20 protein-coding genes and 1 tRNA gene are annotated in these 25,546 nt (G+C 45.7%); 4 read left to right on the top strand and 17 right to left on the bottom strand.

What is annotated here, in order from left to right:
* Positions 1-97: 97 nt before the first annotated feature.
* Positions 98-1,126, bottom strand: coding sequence for a UDP-3-O-(3-hydroxymyristoyl)glucosamine N-acyltransferase (gene lpxD / locus B5M13_RS04585; RefSeq protein ID WP_080054510.1), 1,029 nt, complete (start codon positions 1,124-1,126; stop codon positions 98-100).
* A 173-nt stretch (positions 1,127-1,299) separates the two neighbouring features.
* Complete coding sequence (locus B5M13_RS04580; RefSeq protein WP_080054509.1) at positions 1,300-2,541, bottom strand: HD domain-containing protein; 1,242 nt, start codon at positions 2,539-2,541, stop codon at positions 1,300-1,302.
* 127 nt (positions 2,542-2,668) lie between these two features.
* Between B5M13_RS04580 and B5M13_RS04575 the strand changes: the two genes are divergently transcribed.
* Positions 2,669-2,742 (top strand) — tRNA-Ile (locus tag B5M13_RS04575).
* Positions 2,743-3,063: 321 nt separating this feature from the next.
* Here B5M13_RS04575 and B5M13_RS33275 read toward each other — a convergent pair.
* The 4 genes from B5M13_RS33275 to B5M13_RS04555 all read right to left on the bottom strand — a co-directional run bounded on the left by B5M13_RS33275 (position 3,064) and on the right by B5M13_RS04555 (position 8,958).
* Positions 3,064-3,702, bottom strand: coding sequence for a DUF805 domain-containing protein (locus B5M13_RS33275; RefSeq protein WP_155297184.1), 639 nt, complete (start codon positions 3,700-3,702; stop codon positions 3,064-3,066).
* A 505-nt stretch (positions 3,703-4,207) separates the two neighbouring features.
* A complete protein-coding gene (locus B5M13_RS04565; protein WP_080054508.1) occupies positions 4,208-6,310 on the bottom strand; it encodes a WG repeat-containing protein in 2,103 nt (700 codons plus the stop codon).
* Between the two features lie 193 nt (positions 6,311-6,503).
* Entirely contained in the window at positions 6,504-8,177 is a 1,674-nt protein-coding gene (locus tag B5M13_RS04560) for a protein kinase domain-containing protein (RefSeq protein WP_080054507.1), read from the bottom strand.
* Complete coding sequence (locus B5M13_RS04555; protein WP_080054506.1) at positions 8,149-8,958, bottom strand: FHA domain-containing protein; 810 nt, start codon at positions 8,956-8,958, stop codon at positions 8,149-8,151. Before B5M13_RS04555 ends, B5M13_RS04560 begins: the two co-directional genes overlap by 29 nt.
* A gap of 233 nt (positions 8,959-9,191) precedes the next feature.
* Between B5M13_RS04555 and B5M13_RS04550 the strand changes: the two genes are divergently transcribed.
* From B5M13_RS04550 to B5M13_RS04540, 3 genes are all read left to right on the top strand, one after another.
* On the top strand, positions 9,192-10,202 hold the full coding sequence (locus tag B5M13_RS04550) for an FHA domain-containing protein (protein WP_080054505.1): 1,011 nt from the start codon (positions 9,192-9,194) through the stop codon (positions 10,200-10,202).
* A 107-nt stretch (positions 10,203-10,309) separates the two neighbouring features.
* On the top strand, positions 10,310-11,806 hold the full coding sequence (locus B5M13_RS04545; RefSeq protein ID WP_080054504.1) for a protein phosphatase 2C domain-containing protein: 1,497 nt from the start codon (positions 10,310-10,312) through the stop codon (positions 11,804-11,806).
* A 46-nt stretch (positions 11,807-11,852) separates the two neighbouring features.
* Positions 11,853-15,818 carry an FtsW/RodA/SpoVE family cell cycle protein gene (locus B5M13_RS04540; RefSeq protein ID WP_080054503.1) on the top strand — a complete coding sequence of 1,322 codons (3,966 nt, stop codon included), beginning with the start codon at positions 11,853-11,855 and terminating at the stop codon, positions 15,816-15,818.
* A 12-nt stretch (positions 15,819-15,830) separates the two neighbouring features.
* Here the strand turns inward: B5M13_RS04540 and B5M13_RS04535 are convergent, their stop codons facing one another.
* The 11 genes from B5M13_RS04535 to B5M13_RS04485 all read right to left on the bottom strand — a co-directional run bounded on the left by B5M13_RS04535 (position 15,831) and on the right by B5M13_RS04485 (position 25,534).
* A complete protein-coding gene (locus B5M13_RS04535; RefSeq protein WP_080054502.1) occupies positions 15,831-17,159 on the bottom strand; it encodes a PrsW family glutamic-type intramembrane protease in 1,329 nt (442 codons plus the stop codon).
* Between the two features lie 7 nt (positions 17,160-17,166).
* Positions 17,167-18,129, bottom strand: a complete 963-nt coding sequence (locus tag B5M13_RS04530; protein WP_080054501.1) for a YML083C domain-containing protein — start codon at positions 18,127-18,129, stop codon at positions 17,167-17,169.
* A gap of 97 nt (positions 18,130-18,226) precedes the next feature.
* The gene (locus B5M13_RS04525; protein WP_080054500.1) at positions 18,227-18,928 is read right to left on the bottom strand and encodes a DUF4339 domain-containing protein; all 702 of its coding nucleotides are present in this window, start codon (positions 18,926-18,928) and stop codon (positions 18,227-18,229) included.
* A 107-nt stretch (positions 18,929-19,035) separates the two neighbouring features.
* Positions 19,036-19,536: a hypothetical protein gene (locus B5M13_RS04520; protein WP_080054499.1), complete on the bottom strand. Its 501-nt coding sequence runs from the start codon at positions 19,534-19,536 to the stop codon at positions 19,036-19,038.
* A gap of 136 nt (positions 19,537-19,672) precedes the next feature.
* Entirely contained in the window at positions 19,673-20,236 is a 564-nt protein-coding gene (locus B5M13_RS04515; RefSeq protein ID WP_080054498.1) for a BUD32 family EKC/KEOPS complex subunit, read from the bottom strand.
* A gap of 83 nt (positions 20,237-20,319) precedes the next feature.
* The gene (locus B5M13_RS04510; protein WP_155297183.1) at positions 20,320-20,925 is read right to left on the bottom strand and encodes a hypothetical protein; all 606 of its coding nucleotides are present in this window, start codon (positions 20,923-20,925) and stop codon (positions 20,320-20,322) included.
* 44 nt (positions 20,926-20,969) lie between these two features.
* Positions 20,970-21,410 carry a hypothetical protein gene (locus tag B5M13_RS04505; RefSeq protein ID WP_080054496.1) on the bottom strand — a complete coding sequence of 147 codons (441 nt, stop codon included), beginning with the start codon at positions 21,408-21,410 and terminating at the stop codon, positions 20,970-20,972.
* A gap of 39 nt (positions 21,411-21,449) precedes the next feature.
* Complete coding sequence (locus B5M13_RS04500; RefSeq protein ID WP_080054495.1) at positions 21,450-22,328, bottom strand: tetratricopeptide repeat protein; 879 nt, start codon at positions 22,326-22,328, stop codon at positions 21,450-21,452.
* Between the two features lie 46 nt (positions 22,329-22,374).
* Positions 22,375-22,956 (bottom strand): RNA polymerase sigma factor, encoded by a 582-nt coding sequence (locus B5M13_RS04495; RefSeq protein WP_080054494.1) that lies wholly within the window; start codon positions 22,954-22,956, stop codon positions 22,375-22,377.
* A 162-nt stretch (positions 22,957-23,118) separates the two neighbouring features.
* A complete protein-coding gene (locus B5M13_RS04490) occupies positions 23,119-23,889 on the bottom strand; it encodes a caspase family protein (RefSeq protein WP_080054493.1) in 771 nt (256 codons plus the stop codon).
* A gap of 4 nt (positions 23,890-23,893) precedes the next feature.
* Positions 23,894-25,534 carry a protein phosphatase 2C domain-containing protein gene (locus B5M13_RS04485; RefSeq protein ID WP_080054492.1) on the bottom strand — a complete coding sequence of 547 codons (1,641 nt, stop codon included), beginning with the start codon at positions 25,532-25,534 and terminating at the stop codon, positions 23,894-23,896.
* Between the last annotated feature and the right edge of the window lie 12 nt (positions 25,535-25,546).

The raw sequence follows: 25,546 nt of genomic DNA, 5'->3' as shown, positions 1-25,546 counted from the left end.
TCAGTTTACAGTTTACCGTTTTACAGTTTACAGTAGGCCGACGCATAACGTTGCTGGTGCGTCTATCCACCGCCACCCGTAAATCATAGACCGTAAGCTATTTTTCGTTTTTCTTTTCCAGTTTAAACACTCTTTGTTCCAGATCGGGCAACCGACGGAATACCGCCAGCGAGCGCATACTTTCCTTTAAGCCAAAAGCGGGTGAGCTATTGAGCGAAGTACCTTCTTCCTCAACACTCTTGCCTACGCCCGACTGCGCCCCCACTTTAGTGCCATTGGCAATGGTTAAATGACCGGCAAACCCGACCTGGCCGGCAATTACACAGTTATCGCCGATTTTGGTGGACCCCGAAACCCCAGTCTGCGCGGCAATGACCGTATTTTTTCCAATCTCGACATTATGAGCTATCTGGATCAGGTTATCCAGCTTGGCTCCCTGTCGAATAATGGTTGAGCCCATTGTAGCGCAGTCGATGGTCGTATTTGACCCAACATTCACATTATCTTCCAGAATCACATTACCCAGTTGGGGAATGGTCTTATACGTTCCATCGGGTTGGGGCGCAAAACCAAACCCTTCGCTACCAATAACCGCATTGGGATGGATAACACAATTCCGACCAATTACACAATTGTCCAGAATCCGAACTCCGGGATGAATAATGGTATTATCTCCGATCCGAACGTTATTCCCAACGTAAGCTTGTGGGTATATTTTCACATTACTTCCGATCTGACAATTTCGGCCAACGTACGAAAATGCCCCCCGGTAGCCCTGTTCGCCCATCTGACTTCCATCGCCTATATAAGATGGCTGTTCAATGCCAACCCGCGCGAAAATTAATTGCTTGTGGTATTCTTCCAGCAGGCGAGTGAAGGCAGAGTAGGAATTTTCTACAAAAATAAGAGCCGATGCAACCGGCTTTTTAGGCTCGAACGACCGATCGACAATCACCGCCGAGGCTTGCGTGGTATAAAGATGCGGTTCGTATTTGAGGTTCGACAGAAATGAGATATCCCCTGGTTGCCCCTCTTCAATCTTAGCTAACCCAGTGATTGTCAGCGATTCATTTCCGGCGACTTCGCCCCCCAGCAGTGTGGCAATCTGCTTGACTGTAAACTCCATATATGTATGACGGCCGTCGCAAAACACCCATTATAGCCAGGTGTTCAGGCCGCTAAGGTAGCGAACAAATTGCACTTTTCCGCAATTGGTCAAGCGGTTAATTGGTGAAGCATTCCGAGCGAATACGGATTTATGGTTATGCCATGCTACCAATGACTGACGCCACCGATCAGCTACTCCACAAAATTCCTGGCCCAGCAAACATAGTATCGACGGACAATGTTGGTTAGCACCTGGATATTCGACAGGTCAGAAGCATCGGCAATATCGATCACGTTGCCACTTTTCAATTTGATAGAAATGCGGTCGCCCGAAGGCAAATAAGCAGCATTGGTGGCCTGTCCTTCAATTAGAAAATACGAAAGCCAGTCCTCCGGCATACCTGTTTGCCGCAACTGTTTTTCAAGCTGAATAAGTAATTCACCCGCAAAAGGCTCGGTCGATAACATGATCTTAAACAACCGCCGATTCAGTAGCATCTGGCAGAGTTTTGAAAAAATCGGGTCGGGATGCGAAGCGCCCTGCTTCACACAAGTCCAGATATCAAAATCATCTAATCGGGTAAATGCCTCAAGATAAGTGCGGTTGGTCTGGAAATCCTGAATCGACACGCTGTCACGCAAAAACAACCGAAACACATCTGACGCAAACACCGACTCAACGCCCTCCTGACGGCTCAGGAACCGGGCCCGTCGTAATATCTGAATCATCATCGATTCACAGCAGATCGACGTTTTGTGCAGATACACCTGCCAGTACATGAGTCGTCGGGCATTCAGGAAGTTTTCGACGCTCAGAATACCTTTGGCCTCAACAACCAGTTGATCGTCGACCAGATCGAGCATTTTAATAATTCGCTCGGCCCCAATAGCTCCTTCAGCTACGCCCGTATAATACCCATCGCGGTTGAGATAATCCATCCGGTCCATATCCAACTGGCTGGATATAAGCTGATGGAAAAATGGGCGTTCATACGTCCCCTCAAACATGCGGATCGCCAGCGACAATGCTCCGTTAAACTGCTGGTTGAGATCGTGCATCAGCATCAGCGAAATCTGTTCATGGGGCACATTGTCCAGCAAGCAACACTCCAATACGTGCGAAAACGGCCCATGCCCTACATCATGCAGTAGGATGGCGATTTGAGCGGACTCGCATTCCTCATTGCTAATGGTGTGGCCCTTGCTTTGTAGTGTACTCATCGCCTGCCCCATCAGGTGCATGGCCCCTAACGCATGATGAAATCGGGTATGTAAAGCCCCCGGATACACGTACTCGGAGAGGCCCAGTTGCTTTATTCGCCGAAGTCGCTGAAAATAAGGGTGCTCGACTAAATCGTAGAGCAGTTCGGATGGAATGGTGATAAACCCGTAAACCGGGTCGTTGAGAATTTTCTTTTTGTTGGGCGTTGCCATTAGGCAAAGATACCAGACTGAAACACAGGATTGGCGGCATACTTATTGAAATATCCGCCCAAATCTGTTCATTCTGTCAAAAAATATGTAAATTTGCCCTGCTGAATCTGAGCAATCAGTCAGCAATGGGCTTGTAACTCAGTCGGTTAGAGTGCCTGACTCATAATCAGTAAGTCGCAGGTTCGAGCCCTGCCTGGCCCACGCTCATTCTCAAGCACTTACCTTTTTAGAGGTAAGTGCTTTTTTATGGGTTGCCATATATTCTCTTGACTAGGCAATAGCGTGTTTCTATCTCTGGAATCAGCTTCTTACCAAACTGGCCTTTCTGGCTTTCTGATACATGCGTTTCTCGTTCGATCAGGCTCTACTATTCACCAGCCCACGGTAAAGGATTCAGGACGCTGATGATCGTTACGACTGTAAAAACATACATGGTGCTGCTTTCAGATTAACACAAACATCAGTTTGCTTTCTCTACCGACCTACCAGGAAGTTGATATTCGAGAATCGTTAACTTATTGTCTAAATATACTTTGGGTCAGGCCCATATTGATTGGGGCCTCGGTTACCTTCCGTACACAATAAGATTAAATTGTAAAATGGAATTAATATAAACCAGCCGCTTTGGCCCGTGTCGTGTATTCGTCTAACTGCAACAGCAAGGTACGGAACTATAGTGGCAAAGTAATATAGACTGGTTAACAAGCCATAGCCTTCGCTACCGCCATTCTTCATTTCATCGATAACACTTGCGATAATTAATACAATGAAGTGAAACAGAGTAAAATACCAATATTCACTTCGTCGAGCGCGGCCCGTAAACTGAGCGTATTTCTGCCAAACCATGAAATACCATTCATAAGCAGGTGGTGTTGGTTGAAGCTGGTAATTGGGATACTGAGGAGGATATGGCTGATTAGGAACCTGATACGAAGGCGGTGGCGAATAGGGTGGCTGATTGTATTGTGGATTAACAGGCGGTGTATTCGATGGCCGATTAAACAGATTGGCCAATTCAGGTAGTTCATAGCCTTTCTTCCATTGAGGAAGGCCTTCATACCAGAATAATGTATCTGGAGTTAAGTTCCGGTTGAATAAGTCGCTATAATTTAGCGGCCCAATTTGCTCATTACCATTAAAATAGTAGTAGCGTTTGTCCATTTGATTTAGGTATATTAAATTATTGGGAAGATTTACTGGTTACAGCCTGTTTGTTACTAACATTAGTCAACTCATCGTATAACCTTTGTTCTGATAATTGGATAATTATACACTACAACAAGAGCTATACTGCTGACAATAAGAACATCACCAATTAATTGCTTTTTTATGTTTTGTTGTATTCCTCTCAAAATAAGCTACTGCTTATTTTTAACTACTGCCTGCTAAGACACAATTTGCCCTGTAAGCATGTTGTTCTTGCTAATATAAACCTTCTAGTATACTAGCGCAAGGTCCAATCCAACATCCTGTAACTTTGCCCTGCAAGATGTATCATTGGGCAAAAAAATAACATCAATACTCTGTTTTCTGTCAAAAGCATTTCCCTTCCAAAGCCTTTATGAACAAACAGAGGATGGCCTACTCTCCGAATAAAGAACTATGAGCAAGCCATTTGCTTACGTCGAGCTGACCTAAAAAAGCAATTAAGATCTCGTTTTACAAATTATGAACGAGTGGTGCATGCAAGTAACTTTTGGCCGGTTCTGTCAATAAAATCAATATAGTTTTTAGTACGAAGAAAAGAGCTTTCGACTCTGATTAGTTTAGCTATTCCTTCCGAAAAATAAGTTGCATTGTTGTAACTAAATGGAATCATCACTTTCCCTTTTTTATTGATAAAGCCAATCTTACCGTTGTTTTGTACTGCCGCCAGCCTATCCGAAAAAGGCCAGACTCTCTCAAATTGAAGCGGCACTATCAATCTCCCTTCTGTATTAATATAGCCCCACACACCTCCTTTGGCGACACCGGCTACCCCTTCGGAAAAGCTATCCATTGCATCATACTCTCCAAAGCCGATTATCATTTCCCCTTCCGTCGTAAAAAAGCCTCGTTTGTTGCCTTGTTCCACTAATGCAAACCCATCTGAGAAATCGTAGGCCATACTATAACGCAGTGGAATCACAACTTCATTAGATCGATTAATATATCCATACTTCCCATCGATCATTACCATCGCCAGGTCGTTGTGAAAATCACCTGCCATATCGTACTGTAATGGTATACGGGTATTTCCTACTGTATCAATATGGCCCCACTTCCTTTTTTGACTGACTAAAGCCAATCCGCCCCGGAATTCACGTGCTTTATCATATTCAAATGAGATAACTGTTTGGCCTTTTTTATCAATGTAGCCAAATTTATAGCCTTTTCTAACGGCAGCTAAGCCTTCGGAAAAAGATCGACAGTCATTGTACTCTAAAGAGAGTACTGGTTCTCCTTGCTGGTTTATAAACCCATAGTTAGTTGATAAATTTTTGCGAACTCTTGCCAGGCCTTCCACAAAATCGTTGGCTTCTTCATACTCTGCCGGGATAACCAGTTTGCCTGATAAATTAATGAACCCGTATTTAATGGACCCTAGTTTACTACGTTTTCCTACTATGGCCAATCCATTGCAAAAACTACCTACTGTTTCATACTCTTCTAGTATGATTGGAGCCTGCTGGTCAGGCCGAAAAACAAAAGATTCGGTATGGTCCGTCTCCTCTGGTGCCACTTCTACCCATACCTGGGTTTCCAGATTGCCACTTGGCTGACCACTTATCAAGCCCGTAAGGCGCTCCCGAACGAGCGGATCGGCCTTATTTTCGGCAGTCAATTCCAAATAAAGTAGCTTCGCTGCTTCTGCTGATCCCAGTTCTAATAATCGGTTGGCAATTTGTCGCTTTTCCCGATAGATTTCTTCCCGTCGGTGAGCGGTCTCCCAAAAGAGCAGTAGCTCGTCGGCTTTCTGCACACGCTGATCAATATCTTTCACCAAACAGCGTCGGATTATCGTCTGGTAAGGTTCATCCAGTTCCGATAAATTAGCAGGCAGTTCAGCGTTAGCAATTCTGCGAAGTACTTCCGCTCTATTCATTTCAGAATCGGGCACTTGCAGGCTAAGCTGGAAAGGTCGTTCGCCCGTATACAATTCATACAGCAACACACCATATGCCCATAAGTCAACGTTAATCCGCATTTTCCCATTCGTTAGCTGCTCAGGTGCCATATAGTGTGGCGAGCCACCCACTGTACTATTCGAAAAGGCACTATTATCGTTCAATACAGTACGCCCCAGACCGAAATCTGAAATTTTAGCCACTAATCGGTTCCCTTCATTATCAATCAGGATGTTAGCTGGCTTTAAATCCCGATGAATAATCTTGTGGGTATGCAAATGCTGTAAGCCCCTCAAAATGCTAATGGCTACTTCTTCTTTTTCGGTTGAGGTTAGCGAACGAGCGGCCAATAACTGGCTTAAATTCCCACCTTCATAAAAAGACATAACCCCATAATCGTATGTGCCTACACCAGGCAGATCGAACCGGTGGTGTTCCAGATAACGGACCAAATTGGGGTGTTCTGGTAGTTGATTGGTCAGGTCTACTTCTTTTTGAAGCGACACATTTGGCCCCGTCGGATTAACCTTTGCCGATTTGATGGCAACAAACTGCTGAAGTTCCGTATCGAAAGCGCGATATACCGTACCAAAGCCACCCTGACCAATAAAATCGCGACTGGTGTGATAGCGAAAGCGTTGCAAAAACTGTTCGTAATTCATCTCTCTATGTAAAAGACATCATCTTCAAATCGGCATAGGTCTATATCCAGTAGATCCAAGCAGACAGGAAAAGGTCAATGAGCTTTACAATAAATAGTTGTTTAAATCCGAAATTGTAGCTTATAGACGGTCAATTCAAGCGCCAGTCAGAGGCTGGTTATTCCAAGGAGATCGGTCTAAATGACCAGGTTAATCAAGTAGAGCAATGTAATCTCCTGATGGCCTGTTTGGCTTCCTGGTTATTGTGCTGGGCGGCCCGTTGATACCAGTAGCAGGCCGTTGATTGATAAGATCGACTATCCGATTGCCGTTCAATAAGCTTACCTAACAATAATTCTGCTTCAGCACTCTCGCAGCCCGCAGCCCGCTTGAGCCAGAACTGGGCCTTCTCATCCTGCCTTTTCGTAGCGTAATAACTGCCAACCGCATAGCTGGCTTCAATCACTATGGCATTATCGGATGTATAAGCTGCCCGTTTCAAATATAGCATCGCTCTGGATGGGTTTTTGGACTTACCGTTTCGCCCTAACAGATAATCATTACCCTTATTCAAAAGCTTTCGAGCCTCTGCGGGGGCAATCGTTGCATAAACTGGTGTATCCGTTGTTACCGTCGAATCTGTAGCAGCAGACTGGTTACTTATTTTGGGCTGCTTAGCGGGTTTGAAGAAAATTTCCTTAAGAAAAAAAACTAAAACCAACCCACTCAAAAGCAGTAAAATACCCGGCAAAATTCGTCTAGATAGCCAGTCGCCGGACTGGCCCGTTTGTCGATTCGGAGATGTTGATTCGACGGGAGCTTTCTTTATCGCTTTTCCGTTATCAACAAACGGACGAGGACGCTGGCCAATTGATGGGCCACGTTTTGGCTTCGTTCCGGTCACCGTGTCAGCGTACGGAGCATCCTGCCTAAAAACCTGTTGTTTCCAGCTATCATATTCCTGTTGTAATAAAACGTTATCAGGCAGACAGGCTATCGCATATTCATACCAAACCGAGGCCTCATTTTTAAGAGTAGGCCGATCCAAACGGCTGGCCTTGGCAAGAGCCACTTCCCGACAGGCAGAAGCGAAAGCAGTTGATAATTCGGCTCCGTTTCGGAATCGATTGCCCGGTTCTTTCGACAGCATTTTTAAAATAACCCGGTCTAACGCTTCTGGAAATTCTGATCGATACGCTCGTATTGGTTTAGGCAAAACTGTTTCCAGGGCGTTCAGAAAATTTGTTCCAGGAGCAATGGGTAATTCACCTGTCAGGCACTGATAGATCACACAACCAAGACTATATACATCGGCAGTAAAGTCTAGCCGAGCGCCTTCATAGAAACGTTCGGGAGCCATGTATTCGGGAGTTCCGGCCTGATCGGGCTGGGCGAGTGGTGCCGATTGGCAGGCAATTCCCAAATCCATCAACACAAAATTTCCACCTGGGCGTCGCATGAGATTCGACGGCTTTACGTCCCGATGAACAACCCCCTGATTCTGGAGCTGATCGAGGGCGGAACCGATCTGCTGAATTAATCGGCAGACCTGAATAGTCGGTAATGTCGATTCAGTGCTAAGAATCTCCTCCAGGCTTTTTCCTTCGACAAACTCCATAGCAATGAAAACGTAATCCAACTCCTGCCCAAACTCATGAAATTGTGGAAAGCTGGGCGAGTTAAGGCGTTGCATCAACTGCGCTTCTTCCCGAAAATGCTGAAGTTCGTCTGGCGTAGCCATAGACTCTCGCAGTACTTTCAGCGCATACACCTGTTGTGGCTGACCGTTTCGGATTACTTTGTAAACGGTACTAAACGTCCCTTTTCCAAGCTGGCCAACGCGAACGTAGCGAGCGATGTTAAACCGCTGGGTCTGATCCGAACTCATTCGTAAGTGAGGGATGGAACGAAAACAAAAGGAGCCCCTGTGGATTAGTACTATCCAACGAAATCTGATCGCCTTCGGCCAAGATATGAGTAGCCCCGCTGTAGTTTAACTGGATAGGCTGAACAGCGCCCTCTGCCCGAACAGTTAGCCGTTTGTTTTCGGCCTTTAGCAAAAAACGGCGCTGTTGGGGATCGTATCGAATGACAGCATGATTGCGACTGATGCCACTATTTCTCTCGGAGTCGATAAAATAAATGTGATTTTCCCGATAGAACCCGTCATCTAACCGGGGGTTACTTCCACGCCCAATTTGAAAGGAAAGTTTATCGGCAGTTGGTTGTAGGGCAAATCTTGTTTCACCTTGATAAACGTAAGCTGCGAGCGGCTCTATAGCCTGGTAAGCCTGTTGACGTAAAATTAGCCATACACCGAATTGATAGGTTGACGAATGCCGCTGAAAAAGCCGAAGATGATGAAGGTGATGAGGTTTCTCGACGACAAGCTCAGCTTGCCAGAGGCAATTAGCAGCCGCGTAAGCGGCCTCCTGAGCAAACGCAGCTTGCCAATCCGTCACAAAGTTTGGCTGCGCCAAATGCTGTGCCAGTTTCTGTCGGGCCACTTCATCGTTACTGACTACATATAAAGTAATTCCGACTAAGGGAACAGACGATTCTTTGCTAAAATCTCTTAAAGCGTCGTCGGTGGCATCCTGAGCGGCTTTTATAAACTCGTGGTAAGACTCCTCCCGTTTTCGAAACGAATCAATAAGTTTAGTCAACATAAAGTGAAGGAATGAACGAAGGAATGGACTAAATTGACAAGCTAACTTACTCAAAGAAAGTACATAAACATCAAAAAATAAACACAGTGTACTATCTTATTTCTTTGCGACCCAATGCTTTTTATTTAATTTGCTCTACTTAATTAAAACAGTATATTCTGACGCTACATTACAAAGGAAATAGCCATCTAGAGTTTATCCATAAAGACACAATATTTTACGACATAAACAAAATGTTTCATACTATTCAATCCTTGTTTCAAAAGCTGACAACGGATGTGTATCGAGAAGCCGAACCTCAGCCAGCTACTCAGCTTCGCGTCGGATCACGTCGTATTATTGATGAGCTCCTGCTTGCTTTTCAACAGTCGCTTCTGGAAGAAAGCACTTATCTAAAACTAATTCCGCATTGTAGTTATATAATCTGCATGCATCCAGAAGTTTACGAGCGTCAAAAAGCAGCCTTTAAAGCCGTTGTTGACGAAGTAGTCATTTTTTTTGACCAAAAGTTGCAAACAGCGTTGGACCTGAAACGCAAAGAGGCTTCCGCTCTGAAGATAGCCCCTCTGGCAATAAGATGGCAGTTTCAGTTTGTGGCTACGGAAGAGTTCGCGCAGGAAACCATCAAACCCGACAACTTGCTTATTTTTAGCGAACTGGTAGGCCCGGCGCCGGATGATAACCGCGAATCGGGTGCTGGACCCACCGGAGCAACCAACCGACGCGGAACGGTCCGCAACGCACAAAGTCAGACTTTCCGAAACCTGGCTATGGCGCTGGATCAGTTCCCGGCTGTCGCTTATGAACCTGGTGGCTTATTTTGGGTACCTATTCTACGTCCGGGGCTAAAACCTTCCAGTACGCCATCCGCTGCACCCATCGACCGGCTGTGGTCGGATGCACCCCTGGCCCGCATTCGGGTGAAGCCCGATGATGCCGACTCATGGGATTATTTTATGAATAAACGTGAGATCACCATTGCCCGCAAAGAACCGGATAATGATCATTATGAAGTACGGATCGAGTCGCGCTATGTTTCCAATCCACACGCACGAATTCGTTACAACGACACCCTAGGGCATTTTGAAGTAGCCGTTTTAAGTAACAAAGAAACCTTGCTTGACGAAAAACCTCTCACGCAAAGTTTGCCGGAAAAAGGCCAGTTTATCTACACACCTTTAACTCTGGGTAGTAAACTGCTTTTAAATCATACGGTTGAACTGGAGTTTTTTCCCAACCTCTAAATTTCTCCAGACAATGCTATGATTGATACCCTGTTAATCGTCGTTTTACTGATAGTTGCTCTACTGCTCGTTCGATCTCATTTACAGAATAAACCTGACTGACCTGCATGGCCTCTAACAATATGGAAGAAGCCATTGACACGTTTTCTGACGAATCAAAGCGGCCTTTGATCCTCTTTGCCGGTCGAACGCACCCAGGCCGTGTACGCCAATCGAACCAAGATACGTTCATTATGCTTTCTCCGCTCTGGAGTCAGTCGTCCGGCAAAAGTATGTTTGCAGTTATCGACGGTGTCGGTGGATATGCCGGAGGGGAATACGCAGCTGAACTGGCTCGAAATGCCCTTGAGCAAGTCATGAACAAAGCTTCCGGCGAGCTGAAACAGATGCTCCGGGAAGCCGTTGAATATGCCAATCGACGCATTTATGAAGAGAGGCAGCAGAAAGATCAATACCAGGAAATGGGGTGTGTACTCACTGTAGCGGTAACGGACGTACATGAGCAGAAGCTTTATTTTGCCCACGTTGGCGATACGCGGCTTTATCGACTGCATCAAACCGAATTAACAAAGCTTACCCACGATCACTCGGTTACTGGCCTATTAGAAGATTCGGGTCAACTAACCGAAGCCGAAGCAATGAGCCACCCTCGGCGCAATGAAATAACGCGCGATGTCGGCAGCTCCATACCCGTAGAGGGCGATGAACTGACGGAAATCGGCGAAGCTACATTTTTGCCTGGAGATGTAATACTTCTTTGTAGTGATGGATTAACTGACATGGTAGCTAGTCGGTCCATCGAAACAACCCTTAGTAAGCGGAGCTCGCTTGAGAGCCAGATTGATGAATTACTAGAAAATGCCTTGGCAGCAGGTGGCAGGGATAATGTCACCATTGTACTGGTTCGTAATCAGACTTGTTCGCCCGTTATGGCAGAGCCGGGTCACGCAGCTACTAAGCCAATTGTAGACAAGCCTCAACTCGCCAGTACGAATGAGTTGTTTGCAACCCAATCAGCTCAAGAGCCTGCAAGCCTACAAAATCGATTGAAATGGGCCGTTTGGGTTCTTTCAGTACTCTGCCTGCTTCTGTTAGCCGTAGTCGTTCGACTCGTAAGCCAGGTAAATGCCCCCTTGGCTAAAAGTAAGCCAATGATGTTGTCTGTTGTCAGGCATTCGGCCGAAGAGGCTAAATTACGCCGTCTGATCGACCAGGTTCGTCAATCGCCCCAGCGGATTGTGCGCTTAAGCAAAGCCGTTTTTGGACCAACTATTACGCTAACCAGCCCGATTGAGCTAAAAGACTCATTAGTGGTTATTGGCGATGGTGATGTATCCATTACGGCTGACTCAAGTTTTCAGGGCCCTGCCGCACTACTCCTGTCCGGCAAACGGCCCATTGTTCTGCGTAACCTTCGGCTCAGTGGCTTTTCGGTTGGTATACAAACAGCAACATCTACCTATCAGGCAGATAGTCTGCAATTTATAAAAACGACTATACCGATTCGTTATGTTAATCCGTCGGCAATGGATACGCTTCGGCTGGGCTCTGTCCACCCTGCGAACACTTATCCCAAAAACCCAAGGCCCTTTTTTACAAAGTAACTGAATCTTTTGTCTAGTAAGCTATCCATAACTGTATTTAAGCCGTATGGCTCCATTACCAACCCATTCGTTTGCGACAAAACGCTCTCAGGAATTTCGGTGGTTACTAATCATCACAACCGTACTAGGATTCTGCTTTTGGCGAATGCATCATGTACTGATCGCTGATGTAGAACGGGTAGATATGGCTTATCAGGCCGGCCAGGCGCTAAATATGGAAGCTGGGCTGAGTGTGCCGGAGGTAGAATCGTTTCTTAAACAAAACTTTTACCTGGAAGACCAGCGCGATCGGCACCTGCTGGCCAGCGCCCTCTGTGATTCTCTGGCGCACGTGGGCCGTCTAGAAAACCTGGGTACGCTGAATAAGAGCGCCTTTAAAATTGTGGCTCGGCTTGCCGACTCGCTAGGAGGCCCTTACTTCAAAGGGCAGGTTTCGCAATCACTTCGGCAACTTGGTCTGGATTCTACTTTACTGGATCAGGAACAGAAACACCCTGTTTCGTTACCGGCTCAGGTTGGTGAAGGTGGCTTATCGATGAACGGTCAGGTGGTCGATGCAGCTAAGCGCCCCATGGCGGGAGTACTGGTACGATTGCATCGACACATGCCTGATGTAAGCCTCGATGAAGAGCAGACCGGACTTATCCGCACATCGTTAGATAAGGCAGGAGGCTACCAGGTTGTATTGCGTCAGGCTGGTCAGGCAGATAGCCTGCTTTTCTACGAGCGATATGCCCGGACAAATGCAGAGGGTCGCTTTTCCTTTCGTGGCCTCACCGAAGGTGAGGCCTACAGCGTACTACCTATTCATCCCTACTATGAGTTTGGAACGCGAAAAGGTGTCGAAAAGCTCTATCCGCCCGGCCTGTTCGACCGATTAAAGGTTTTATTTGGGCGCGAAAAATACCGTTTTGAAGGCCACGAGCATCAGATTCGGTTGTTAAGTCCCAGCCTTTACAACCGGCTGAAAAACGATGTGGCTTTAACCGTTCGCACCCCAAAATCGTACTCACAAACCTATTTTTGGCTCTGTCTTAGCTTATTAGGGAGCTTTTGGGCAGTTCATTTTTTGTGGGTTTGGCAACGCTTTGCTGGCGACGCGCTGCTTTTACCAACCCTGCTGCTGTTAGTTGGCTTCTCGTTTCTGACCGTGTCCAGCTTACAGCAACCCGTACTCGATACGTTTTACAGCCGATACATGGTATGGGGACATCCGGTTCCGCTCGGCATAAGCCTGGGTGTGTTATTAATGGGTGGATTGTCGCTGGTGAACATAGCCGGTTTTTTATATACCAATCAGCGAACCAAACGTCAACGCATTTCGAATAGTGTAGGCCTGCTGGCTCTTCTGCTGGCCTTAGCCACTGCCTTTTTGGGCAGTGGCCCTGAAGGAAGCGGGGTGCAGGTAAATCTATCAATAGGGCCAATCAAATTTCAGCCCAGCGAATTAATTAAATTTTTGCTTGTCCTCTATCTCGCCTACACAGCCGAAGATCTTCGTGTAGTGGGAGGTAGTAAATCCAGTTTTCGTGATCAACTGCCGTATGTCTGGAAACCCCTCCTGCTGACATTGTTTATCCTGGCACTTTTCATGAAAATGGGCGACACCGGACCCGCGATTATAGCCTGTACAGTGGTGATCGTGTTCATTTATCTGATTCGTCGGAATACTCAGGTTCTTGTCGCTTATATAGCTTTAGTGGTCGGTTTTTACTTTATTGGTCAGCTCCTGCCAGGCATTGGCGATAGGCTGGTTGAGCGTACGGCCATGTGGCTGAATCGGTGGAACAACGAAGTTCGGGGTGGTGATCATACAGCGCACAGTATCTGGACGTTTGCTTCGGGGGGCTTCACAGGACAGGGATTTGGACAGGGAGAAGCTCAAACGCTGCCAGCCGCCCATACCGACATGATATTGGCCAGTTTTGGCGAAGAGGTAGGTTGGCTGGGTCTGGCTGCCTTCTGCCTGATTTATTTCATGCTTCTGCAACGCATTCTGCTGATTGCCATCCGATCGATTAGTCCCTTCCAGTTTTTACTCGGTGTTGGTATCTTTTTGGCTATAGGTTTGCAAGCCGTTCTGATTATTGGAGGATCGGCTGGCTTACTGCCGTTAACGGGTGTGGCACTACCGTTTATGAGTTACGGGAATATTTCCATGCTTTTGCACCTGATGTTCCTCAGCTTACTTATTCACATGTCGGCTTTCTCCAACAAAGTAAGACAACCGGCAGCTACCCAGCTATATCTGCCCTATCTGCGGCTATTAGGCAATACATTTGGCATTTTTTTTCTATTTGTATTAGGTACCCTTGCCTGGATTCAACTTATTCAGGCTAAAGAATATGTTGTACGCCCAGCTTTGGTAGCCAATCGACAAGGGGAGCGAGTGGTCAGTTATAATCCCCGAATAGAGTTGTTGGCTCAGAAAATCCCGGCTGGTACTATCTACGACCGGAATGGATTAATCCTGGCAACTTCACGGCCAGAGCAATTAACCCAACAGCGCTCCGAACTGGAAAAATATCTATCATCCTATCAATTAACAGCGCTTTCGTACCGACGTCAACGGCGCTACTACCCATTTGGTGCGCATACGTTTTTCTGGACAGGCGACCAAAATCGTCACCAATGGTATAAGAACAACGGTTACTTCGCCGAGCTACGTCATTTAACGCAACTTCGCGGTTATAACACCACGCCCGAGGAGGCCAACTCTCATCAGCAGGTTACGGCCACTCATTACCGACCCGACCGCTTTTTGCCGTCTTATTCGAAGCAGACGGATGTACGTTTGTTCGATTACCATACACTGGCTCCACTCTTGATAAAAGGAATTGACAGTGACGAGGTTAAACAATTTGCCGCCCAGAATCGGGATTTTAAGTTAACGTTGGATGCTGCCTTGCAAATGGCACTTCAGAAAGGCCTGGCTGAATCGGAGTCAAAAAATAAACGTATATCAGTAGTCGTAACCAGGTCTACATCGGGCGACGTGCTGGCATCTGCCGTGTGGCCATTAGCGGAGCCATCTCTGGACGAAACGAACGCCTACAGGAGCGAACAGCCGGATGACCTTAGCCCAACCGATCAGGATTTAGGTATGTTTTACGCTACAGCACCCGGCTCCAGTGTTAAAATCCTCACCGCACTCGCTGGGTTCAACAAGCTCGGTAGCGCGGCTGATACGGTAACTTATGCTGTGAAACAGGACGAAGCTATTCGCCGGGATAAAAAAGGAAATCCAACTGAGCCCCTCGGTTTGCACGTAACTATGGAAGAAGCTATTGTGAAATCCAGTAACGTTTATTTTATCAAACTGGCAAATGACAAAAACCTTAAACAGGAATTAGTAAACTTATACTACCCCTTAGGGTTCCGGCTTGGCACTACCGTCGACAAACGATTAAAGATTGTTGGCGCTAACCTACTCACAACCGACCCTGTATCGCCCCCTGTTGAGCAAGAAATGATCCAGGCAATGAATCAGATCCTGGAAAAAGGCCGCCGTAATTTTTCTGGCAATGGGCCTAGTGCAGTACGGTTTAGTGGCGAACTGTCGAAAGTGGCCTGGGGTCAGGGTGTTCTTGACGCCACACCACTGGGCCTTGCCCGCCTGGGGGCAACTATCGCCAATGGCGGTCGGCTAGCACCCTCACGTTTTCTGCTTTCGGTAAGTGGGAAAGATTCAGCAAAGATTTCAACGCTTAAACTCACCCAACCTGACTATGCAGCCACCGTTCAACGCTACATGGCTTTACAAACCAACACCAAAGCGTTGAGCAAGGAAACTGGACTCGTTTTGTACGGCAAAACGGGTACCCCCAACCGAATTATCAGCGGCAAAGGCCTTCGGAACGATGGCATTTATGTATTCTTCGCCCAACATCCGACCGACCGCTCCTTTACGGTTGTCTGTATCCGGGTTGAAGCCGGTACAAATTCAAAAGAGGCAGTCAGCCTGGCCAAAGAAGTGGTGATTCCTATATTACGCAAATTCGCCTATATGTGAGCAGCCACAGGCTTATTGCAGCGACCGTTTCTGAGCATCCTGAACTTGCTTAAGTCCTTCCTGAATTAAGCTAAAAATCACCGTCCAGCCCATCAGTCCCAACAGAATAAACTTAGTGGGAAAAAAGTCCAATATATACGGAATCACGGGAAGTTGAATATTCATATTCCACAGCATATGGAGAACAACAGGCACTGCAAACAGCCGTAAAAATGCCTTACTGGTTAGCAAGCTCCAGTTAAAAGGTTGAGACCCTTTCAATCGCCAAACCGCAGCCACAGCAATAGCTGTCCAGATGGTATGGGCAAAAGGAGCCATAAGCCCCCGTAACAAAATATTCTGAACTGGACTTCCACCCTGCTCAAACAACTGAATAAAAGCATAACCAGCCGATTCAAAAGCGGCAAAGCCCGTACCCACTGCCGCACCCAGAAGCAGGCCGTTTAACGTCCATGAATACCGTATTTTATTCCGCATTAGCAGAAGTACCGCCAGCAGCTTGCCCGATTCTTCAATAATGCCTGCACTTGGTGGTCCTATCGTGGTGGCCAGAAAACCTGTGTTACTAAATAATAGCAGCGAAATCAGTAATGATGCAATCCCGCCCGACAACACCAGTTTAAGAGTCTGATAGATTGAAATATTTTGAGGAACATTCATCTCCCAGAAAAACAACAGACACGTCATCGGAACGGCCAGTGATCCTGTCACGAGAAGCCCAGGAATAAGAATCGGGTTATTGAAAGAAGAGACGCAGATGTAAAGTCCTACAAACACGATAAGGGCAAATAGGCCTATTCGAGCAAATAACCATGGTTTGGGCCAGGTAGATGACAGCGTTTGAACAGGAGGTGTTGTCTGTATCGACCCAACCGTAAAAGCCGTCTCGATATCTTCATCGCTCCGCTTCTCCCATACAGCCGAAAAAATGGCACTTAGCTTAAAATCGCTCTCTAAATGCTGAAGCCCCAGCCACTCTTTCATTCTCCCCAACTGGGATAGCGGCTGAACGGGTACGGCCTGACGGCTAAAACGCCATAATGACTGACCGATCTGCAAATCGCTGCTCCCTTCGGTATAAAGTAAACCACTCGGGGTCAATTGCGAACCCATATATACATAATTCCCCTCATACGTACTAAAACTAAGCTGGTTACCAACCAGGCCAATAACCAACTGAAAATCTACTACATACGGATCAGACAAGACAATATCATTCTGAGGAGACCGTCCCAGCGACAACTGCTTATTGATCGGCAAGGCAATGGACTTTCCACTATCTGGCCCGGCAAGGCAGTAAAATACATAGGGTGACTGAAAATTATTCGTCGGAGGCTGCATAATCCGGTTACTTAGGGCCGACTAAAGTAGTTTCATCATCCTGATGAGGAAGCTGTGGTTTGGGCGGTATTGGGGAGGAAAAAATCTGCGTTTCCTCTGACTCAGTAGATCCAACGAGTGTATCTTCAGATTGGTCTCTATGAACCGGACGAACCTGAGTTTCTTCCGTATACATAGGCGCCATGAAAGGCGGTTGTGGCTGCCAAGGCTGATTTATTGGAGGAGGAGTTGGACCCGTATACGGAGACTGGCCTGAAGACATCGTTTGGGAGTAAATGGGCTGGTGAGCAGGAGAAGGAGGATTGGGCATACCTGTTCTGCGAGTTTGGTTTCGGCTACGAAAAAACCAAAAAGCGCCCAGTAAGAAAACAATGCTAATAGCCCACTTATTGACGTACTGAAATGTTACCTGAATTGGCTGGGCATAATCATTCGTCAGGTTGAAATCCCAGGCACAGATTGTTCGGTCTTTTCCGTTCTTACCCTCCTCTTTATCCTTTACTTTCTCGCCATTTAAACCTGTGATGAAGAATCCTTCGGGGGGTACAATTTTACAATAACCCTTTATCTTAAAATAGGTGCTGATGTCTCGGCCAGCCAACCGTTCCAAATCTAAAAGATAATTGATTCGAATATTTTCGTAGAAAAAGAGATTGGTTCGTTCAATAAATGGAACCTCATCTTTCCTAAAAAGCCGATCGCCTGGCGACAATGTTTTTTCGCTAAGCAATATATTGTCGTTATCGCTATCGATTATTGTGAAGCCCTGCTCAGTCATAGCATTCGAGATGTAGCTGGCCACGGAGGAACTATATCCCTCCATCTGCACAGCTATTCGGACCGTAGCGGAACCGTCTGGATTAAGTACTGTTTGGGTGCCAACACCAGATACCATCGTTGACAAACTTGAACAGGATTGTAATAAGGCTAACAGCGGAAGCACCGCCAGCAAAAAACCAAAGCGTCGCATCAGTTTAAAATTGGAGGAAAGGTTTGTTATCGACAAAATAATGAGAATAGATGGGTAATATACAGACCGATAAGGCACTTTGCAAATTAAGAAAGAGCTAGTTTAAGTCTGTATTATCCAACGCATTCAGAACGGCGCCAAGCGCTACATCACAAATCTGATGCTGAGTGGCACAACCATTACGTTGCGTAATCTTGTAGTCCTGAAATTTACCATTCTCAGTAACGTGCAGCAACACGGTATACCCCACGTCGCAAGGACTATCGAAGATGGTGCAGCTTCCCTGCCAGTTGGTCTTCACTTCTATTTCGTAAACTCCTCCGCTATAGTCCCAATCGACAACGTCATAGGTAGGATTCTTGCCCGTTACCGGATACGTCGCCTGCATTAATTTTGCCGCAAAATTGCTGGCGTACGTCTGCACATACGGTTCCCGATTTTTATCTTTACTTGAGCCAAACAGCTTAAATAAAAGAAACAAGGCGACAACTCCTCCAACAATATAGAGTATTGTTTTTCGATTGGGTGAAGGCGATGCGGGTGAGTAACCTGGAAGGTGAGGCTGAGTTCCATGAGCTGCTGGGTTGTTAGGCGGTAGGCTACTCAGCAAAGTGGGTGGGATAGACGGGATTGATGGCTGTTGAGGAGCCAGTTCTGGAATGTCGCTTGCCTTTTTCCAATCCGACTGCCCCTCAAACCAAACCAGGGTATCAGGTGGAAGATTCAACTCGCGAAACTGTTGCAATGTGACTGGTCCTATGCCAGGCTGGCCATTTACGGAATAAAATAAATTGTTCATAAGGTTGATCAGCGTGTTAACGTATTGAAGAAATTAAGCGGTATAAAAATGAATACATAAGGAAATTGTACAGCTTGGCTGACTTTTTAATTCATCAGCCAAGCTGTTTACCAGCCAAATTGACGGAGTAATTGTCTTTGTTCACTTTCACTCTCCACAGCCCGGAAATACATTTCAGCAACCTGATTGCTATCATCTACATTAGTCAATCGATATCGACCATTCTCTTTCCACAGAATGAAATTATCAGGTGCGTAGGTTGCGTGCCGTACAGTCGATCCTGCATAAACAGGCTTATAACAAGCCAGCATCAGCGCTCCAGTTGTTGTCGTTTCGCATTCGATCAGCTCTTCTACAGTTTCCTGACGCTGATTCCGAACGCTGTAAAATTGAATGCGAACTACACCTACACCATTTCGAAGCAGCATAAGACCATGGTGGCGCATTCCGTTCGATTTGAAAGAGAGCTCAAAAACTCCAACGCGTCCAGCCTGAAATAACGGTCCGGTAAGAAGATGATACTCGTTGATGCGGTGCGATTTGGCATCGGTAGGCGAAGTTTGCAGGACGAGCAGGCAGATGATTGTGAGCGTTAGTAAGTACTTCATGATAGTCGAATTTAAGATGACGGTTTCATTAACTATATCCGACTATTGGGCAACATGTCAGTGCTCAATATGAAAAAAAATCCGGCACCCTCGTCCGAAGCCTTCATCTCCCCCCAACTGCCATTTACAACCTATTTCAGGTTAAATCTTCGTAATAAAACCCTTGTAAAAAGTATTTACAAACGGACTCCATCTCACCCAGCTCATTTGAAACAGCCTCTTTGAAGCATGCGCTCCCAATATCATCTTTCAGCATCGACAATCCCGTATCTACTAAACGAATACCATCAGAAGTTAAAATAACATTGTTCGCAATGATTTGACCGCGTGAAGATTTTACAACTGTTCTGTTAAAGTCATTAAATACAAATCCTGCACTGTGAAGCTCTGTTAATTTTTGTTTAAATTCTTCAGTAAATTTTTGCCTTGTTTCAATTTCTACCCCCCAATGCTGCAAAGGATATAGCCTTTCCATTACCAGCAAATTTGTTTCAGCTTCATCCTGCCTTAAATCGACAAATTTTACGACTAAATCATTTATTTCATTCGCAAACTTCATATTATTTGCTTCTAATTCAAGCGAAGACCTTGAGTTGGTATAAGCTATCTTTGCTACTTCCTTTTCGTTTAATGCCACAACGACACCATACCTCCCGTAAGCAAGTATTTTACTGGAGTATTGGGAATAATGAAAATTCATATTACACTTTTTTACTATATAAGTATTGAAAACACTAAAATCCAACTGGGCTTTATTATATTGCAATTTTCTGAAATGGATACCTAATTAATTTCCCAATTAAAATTGCTTAAGAATCGATTTTGCTCGTCTATACCCTCTATGACTGAGATGAAAGCTTCGGCAGTTACACCCTGATCGTCAATATTAGTTACCGACCATTCGCCATTTTCATTGCGGGATATATAAAAATTATCAGGTATATAATTTGCAGTCTCTCCAGTTTCGGGATTAACCGGGCTATACCCTGTTAATCGTATACCGCGATCTGTGTTTTCTACCCTCATCTTCTGCTGAACCATTACAGGCCCAACCCCTTCTTTATAATAGCGAACTCGCATTAAGCCTTCCCCATTTTTTAGCCATAAAGCGGCTTTATATTGGGTAACCTCGACCACAAAACGAATATCAAAAATCTGTACAGTTCCAGTTTCAGTATTGTCGGAATAATTCTGCTCAGGCGCTGACGGCGCCGAATTGGGCATATTTTGCTCTGGTTCAGGGATTGTAGACTGGTCTGGCTCGGATGGCTTATAAGGCTCCGAAAAATGGTGCGACTCAGAACTTTCTTCTGATTTTCTTGAACAATTCTGCAGCAGCAAACAAATGCCGAATGCAAATAGAATCCGGGAAAATAAATTCCATTTCATGTGTGTGGTATTTTAATTGATGGAGCTTCGTAAATGAAGACAAATCATATATGCCAGTTGAAATCGGTGAGGAATTGATTGCGATCATAAGTAGACTGAAAAACTCGTACCCAGGCTCGCGAAGTACCCCCACTATCATCAACATTTAGAACCGATACGTTCCCATATTCGTCCTGTGATAAGTAAAAATTATCGGTGATATAATTTGGAAACCGAGTTGATGTACCTGGATAAACCGGATTATAACAAGCCAATCGAAGACCATATCGCGTATTTTCGGTTCGAACATATTGTTCAACCATTTTTGTCCGCCCTTCGCTAAAATAGCGTACACGTATTTTACCCGTTCCATCCGAAAAAATAATCAGTGCGGCTCGATGCTGAGTTGTACCTGACGTAAAGCGAATTTCATATACTCCCTGTATCTGGCCAAAGCCTAGCAGGGGGAACAGTACTACAGTAGCAATCAGAATACTTTTTTTCATGATGCAAATAGAAATGGAGTGTATAAATCATTGCAAAACTTAGTAATACTGATTTAGTAAATTGCTGGCCTTCTGTTGGTAAGTGTGGCCTGGAGTATTAGCAATTTGAGTAAAAAGTTTTCTGGCATCATCTGATCGATGCGCTTTCAAATAGGCCAGCCCTAAATACCATTCCGATCGTTGCTGTAATTCGATGATCGGAGCTTGTCGGGACTTCTCTAATTGGTCGATTGCTTTAGCCGTTTGATTATGCTCCAGAGCAATAAGACCAATATAGTAGGCTTGATAGTAATAGGCTGTTCCTTTGGAAGTAGGTTTAAGATTTCTAAATTTTTCCTCTGACAGTTTCAGCCGATTATGCCTGTACTCGTCGATCGCTTTTGATAATTCCTTCTCATTCTCGCTCACTTCGGGCGGAAGTTGTAGTGTATTATCGGTACTATCAGGCCGAAAATATTGCCGAAATGTAACTTCCGATTGGTCGCTCTCTTTGCTCCGATATTGAACGATAAATAAAGTTCCCAGAAGAACGCCGATAAAGACAGAGGCTGCCGCGTATTGCCAGAAATAGTTCCGCCGAATGGGAACGACAGGAACATCTCGTCGAATAACCGGCTCCTGAGGCTCAGACCGAATAACTTCCAGATCGGGAGTAGCATCGTCTTCCAGACTAACTTCAGGTTCCTCTTCATCCTCCGACTCGGCAAGCAAACCCATCCGGTCCAATTGCAGATGCATGGCTTCAAAGCGTTTTTTGGCGGCAAGCACCTGCAAGCTTTCACGAACAGCCCGATGTTGCTCAACAGCCTGCCTCAATTGATCATCCTGCGTCATATCCTCTATCATACGCTGCTGTTCAGCAGTCGTAAACTTTCCGGCCAGGAAATCATCAATACGTTCAAATTCTGATTCGGTCATGGCTTGTTAATACGCTTTCTAACAACAGGCAGTGTCGTCTTTAATTTTATTGGTTATGTTTCCAGAATAATTTTTTTAACTGCTCGGTACACTCGTAGCGCTTTGTCCGAGCCGTTTTGGGGGTATACTCTAACGTTTCGGCAATTTCTGCCAGTGATCTTTCTTCTATGTAAAACAAACGGATCACGTCCTGACACCCTTTGCCTAATTGATTCAGCAGTAACGTCACTTTTTCAACGTTACTGGCTAAGGTCATTAATTCGTCCAGTATGTTTTCTTCTTCCTGGTCCATGTAAGACTCCAAAACCTGCGTCTTCCGGTGTCTTGCACTTTGTAATTCATTGATCCACTTTCGCTTACAGAACTCAAAAAGAACGTTTTTCAGGCGGGCTTTCGGAGAAAGCTTATACTTTTCAGTCTGAATAGCTACATAAAACTCGGCCATACCCTGTTGAAAAGCATCCTGTGCATGCTCAAGTGTTCCTTGTGTACTTTGAACGTAATGGGCAAACGAACGAAATGTTTGTGCGTATAAACAAGCGTAAGCGCGGTCGTCATTTTGCTTCAGACCATTATACAGCAACTCATCGGTAGAATAGTGTCTACACGGATTGTGAGGAAGGAGCATAGTCTAATTTTACTAATGGATTGTGGAATTAAAAGCTGTTCAATATACACAGCATTTTCGAACATTATCAACTCTAAATACATCCATTAGCAACACTCAACAACATTTCACTCAACACATTAACAATCCATTAAAGACATATAAAACCTTCTTTACATACAGTTACAATTTTATTATAGGCATTGTATTCGAGAAATGTCCATAAATGGTGGGAATCTGCCGATTGCGGGTAAGAGCCGCCACCTGCTTCCGAACATACTCATAGTGTTCCTGCACAGTAACAATCCTGTCTTGATCAACATCGGCTTCTCCCTGAGCGCCTTTTATCAAAAAGTATGTAAAAACGCCCTGGCGCAATCGAGAGGTTTCGGCAGAATTCTGATTATACCGCGATGAGGTCATAACCACGATATTCAGTTTGGGATCATTAAAATGAGTATAGGACTGGCTAGACTGTGGCTGAGGATTTCGCCTTTTCAGGCTACCCGACAGGCACGCATCTGCCCATACGATTTTTGTTTTGGCCGCAGACCGTCGGAAGGCGGCTTTCAATTCCTGATGAAGTAATTGCTCCTTAGGGGCATCGTATGGATAAAAAACACCCCCATCACCATGGCCCGAAAAGTGAAAAATGACGCGATCGGATGGGCGAGCTCGTTCAAAAATGCGAAGGGCTTCTAAAATATTGGCGTGGGTGGCCTGGCTATTGGTTAAGGTAACAATATGATCACTGGACACACTGCCCCCCTGTGGGCTTTTCAGAAACCGTGTCACTAGCTGGGCATCATCATCGGCATACCGTAGATCGCCCTGGTTATTGCTTAAATTCTGGTAATCAGCGACCCCTACAACAACTGCGTAGGTTTGCTGTGCCAAGGCACTAAACGCAACTCCTGCGAGCAGAAAAATCAGGAGAACAGATTGCTTAAACATAGGACTATTGATGATCGGATGGCTGTGCTCCTGTTTGTTTAGATGGTTTAGCAGACGAGGGGCCAGCCTGAGACGAGTTCAACCGTTTACCCGTTTTATCAATGTCGTAGGTATCTTTCCCTTCGCGCACTTTGGCTTTGTCCCCTTTAAAATCCTCTGCCTGATCAAAGCGGCAATCAATGATTTCTTTGCCTTCTGAGTCGATGTACCCCCATTTGTTGGTACCACTGGCCTGTACGGCCATAATGCCAGAGTCTTTGCCAGGTTTTTTTATATTTTGATAAACATTATGATTAATCGTATTATTATTTTCGTCAACCAGAACCCAGCCGTCGTCGACCTTCTTCTTAAAGAGCTTGTCAGCCACTAATTTTATTGGCTCATCAGCGGATGGTTTTCGGTTATTATCCATTGCTTCGGCCAAATCCTGGGTTTTGTTGAGGGCATCATCTACCTTATCAATAGCCTCTTTTGTGTCACCAGTACCTGAATTACCAGGACTAATGCCTTCGTTGTTTTTTCTGGAATGTTTATTCGGAGACTTGGCATCGCTGCTGGGTACTGCCGCATCCTTATCCGGACCAAACAACAGCCATGCAGCCGCCAGCAAGCCCGTTACGACCAAGGCATACAGCAACGATTGCCAGACCGCCATTTTAGACGAAGGAGTAGGCTGTGAATTGGCAGGTTTAGGCGCTGAAAAAGCTGGTGGGGGAGAATTGTCTGGTTTGGATGTCGGAAGCACTGGCATAGGTGGTCGAACGGGTGGCGCTGTACGCGGACTTGGACTCGCCGACATACTAATGACCGCTACATCTTCGTCATCGGAGGTATCATTGTAATCAGGCACATAAAGTGCTGGCGAAGGAACCCGATACTCGGAGGAAACCTCACCCTGAACTGTCTCAATTTGAATCAGATAAGCAGAAAAATTATCTTTCGTTTGCCCGATTGACTGTGCTATTAATTTTTGCTGTTTCTGCTCATTGGAAATCGATTCACTCAGGACCGACTCCAGAAAGGCATCGGTAACCTGCTCAAGTACGCCATCTGTACAGAGAAAAAAATAGTCGCCAGACCGTACATCATTCAGAATCTGTACATCAGGCAAAACAGGCCGTTCACTGCCCTGAATAGCCCTGTCAATTACATTACGTTTGGGATGCGTTTTAGCCTCCTGTGGCGTAATAACGCCTGCTTTGAGCAATTCGTTGACAAACGAATGATCTTGTGTACGCCAGATAATTTTCCCATCGCGCAGGTGATAAACCCGGCTGTCACCGATGTGAGCTACAGTTACCCCAGCCTGATGCAAATAAAGTAAGGTGAAGGTTGTGGCCATACCTTTTGCCTCCGGTCGGCTAGTGAGTTGATTGTCAAACTTTGTTTGCACATCCGCCAAAGCCTGCCCAATGTAAGCAGGTGTAGCAATGGTTTGCGGGTGATTCAGGAAATAATCATTGAAGCCTTCAACGGCCACGGCACTCGCAATTTCGCCCCATGACATGCCCCCTACACCATCGCAAACCATGAACCATTTCTGATCTGGAGTAGCCTTTCCGGCTGCCGGGAAGATATTGTCCTCGTTATTCGCACGTCCTCCCTGCTGAGAGTATCCTAAAGGTTGATAAATAGTCAGTTCCATGAAAATAGGGGT

The sequence above is a fragment of the Spirosoma aerolatum genome (assembly GCF_002056795.1).
Lineage (GTDB): Bacteria > Bacteroidota > Bacteroidia > Cytophagales > Spirosomataceae > Spirosoma > Spirosoma aerolatum.
This window is presented reverse-complemented; position numbering and strand designations above follow the sequence as displayed.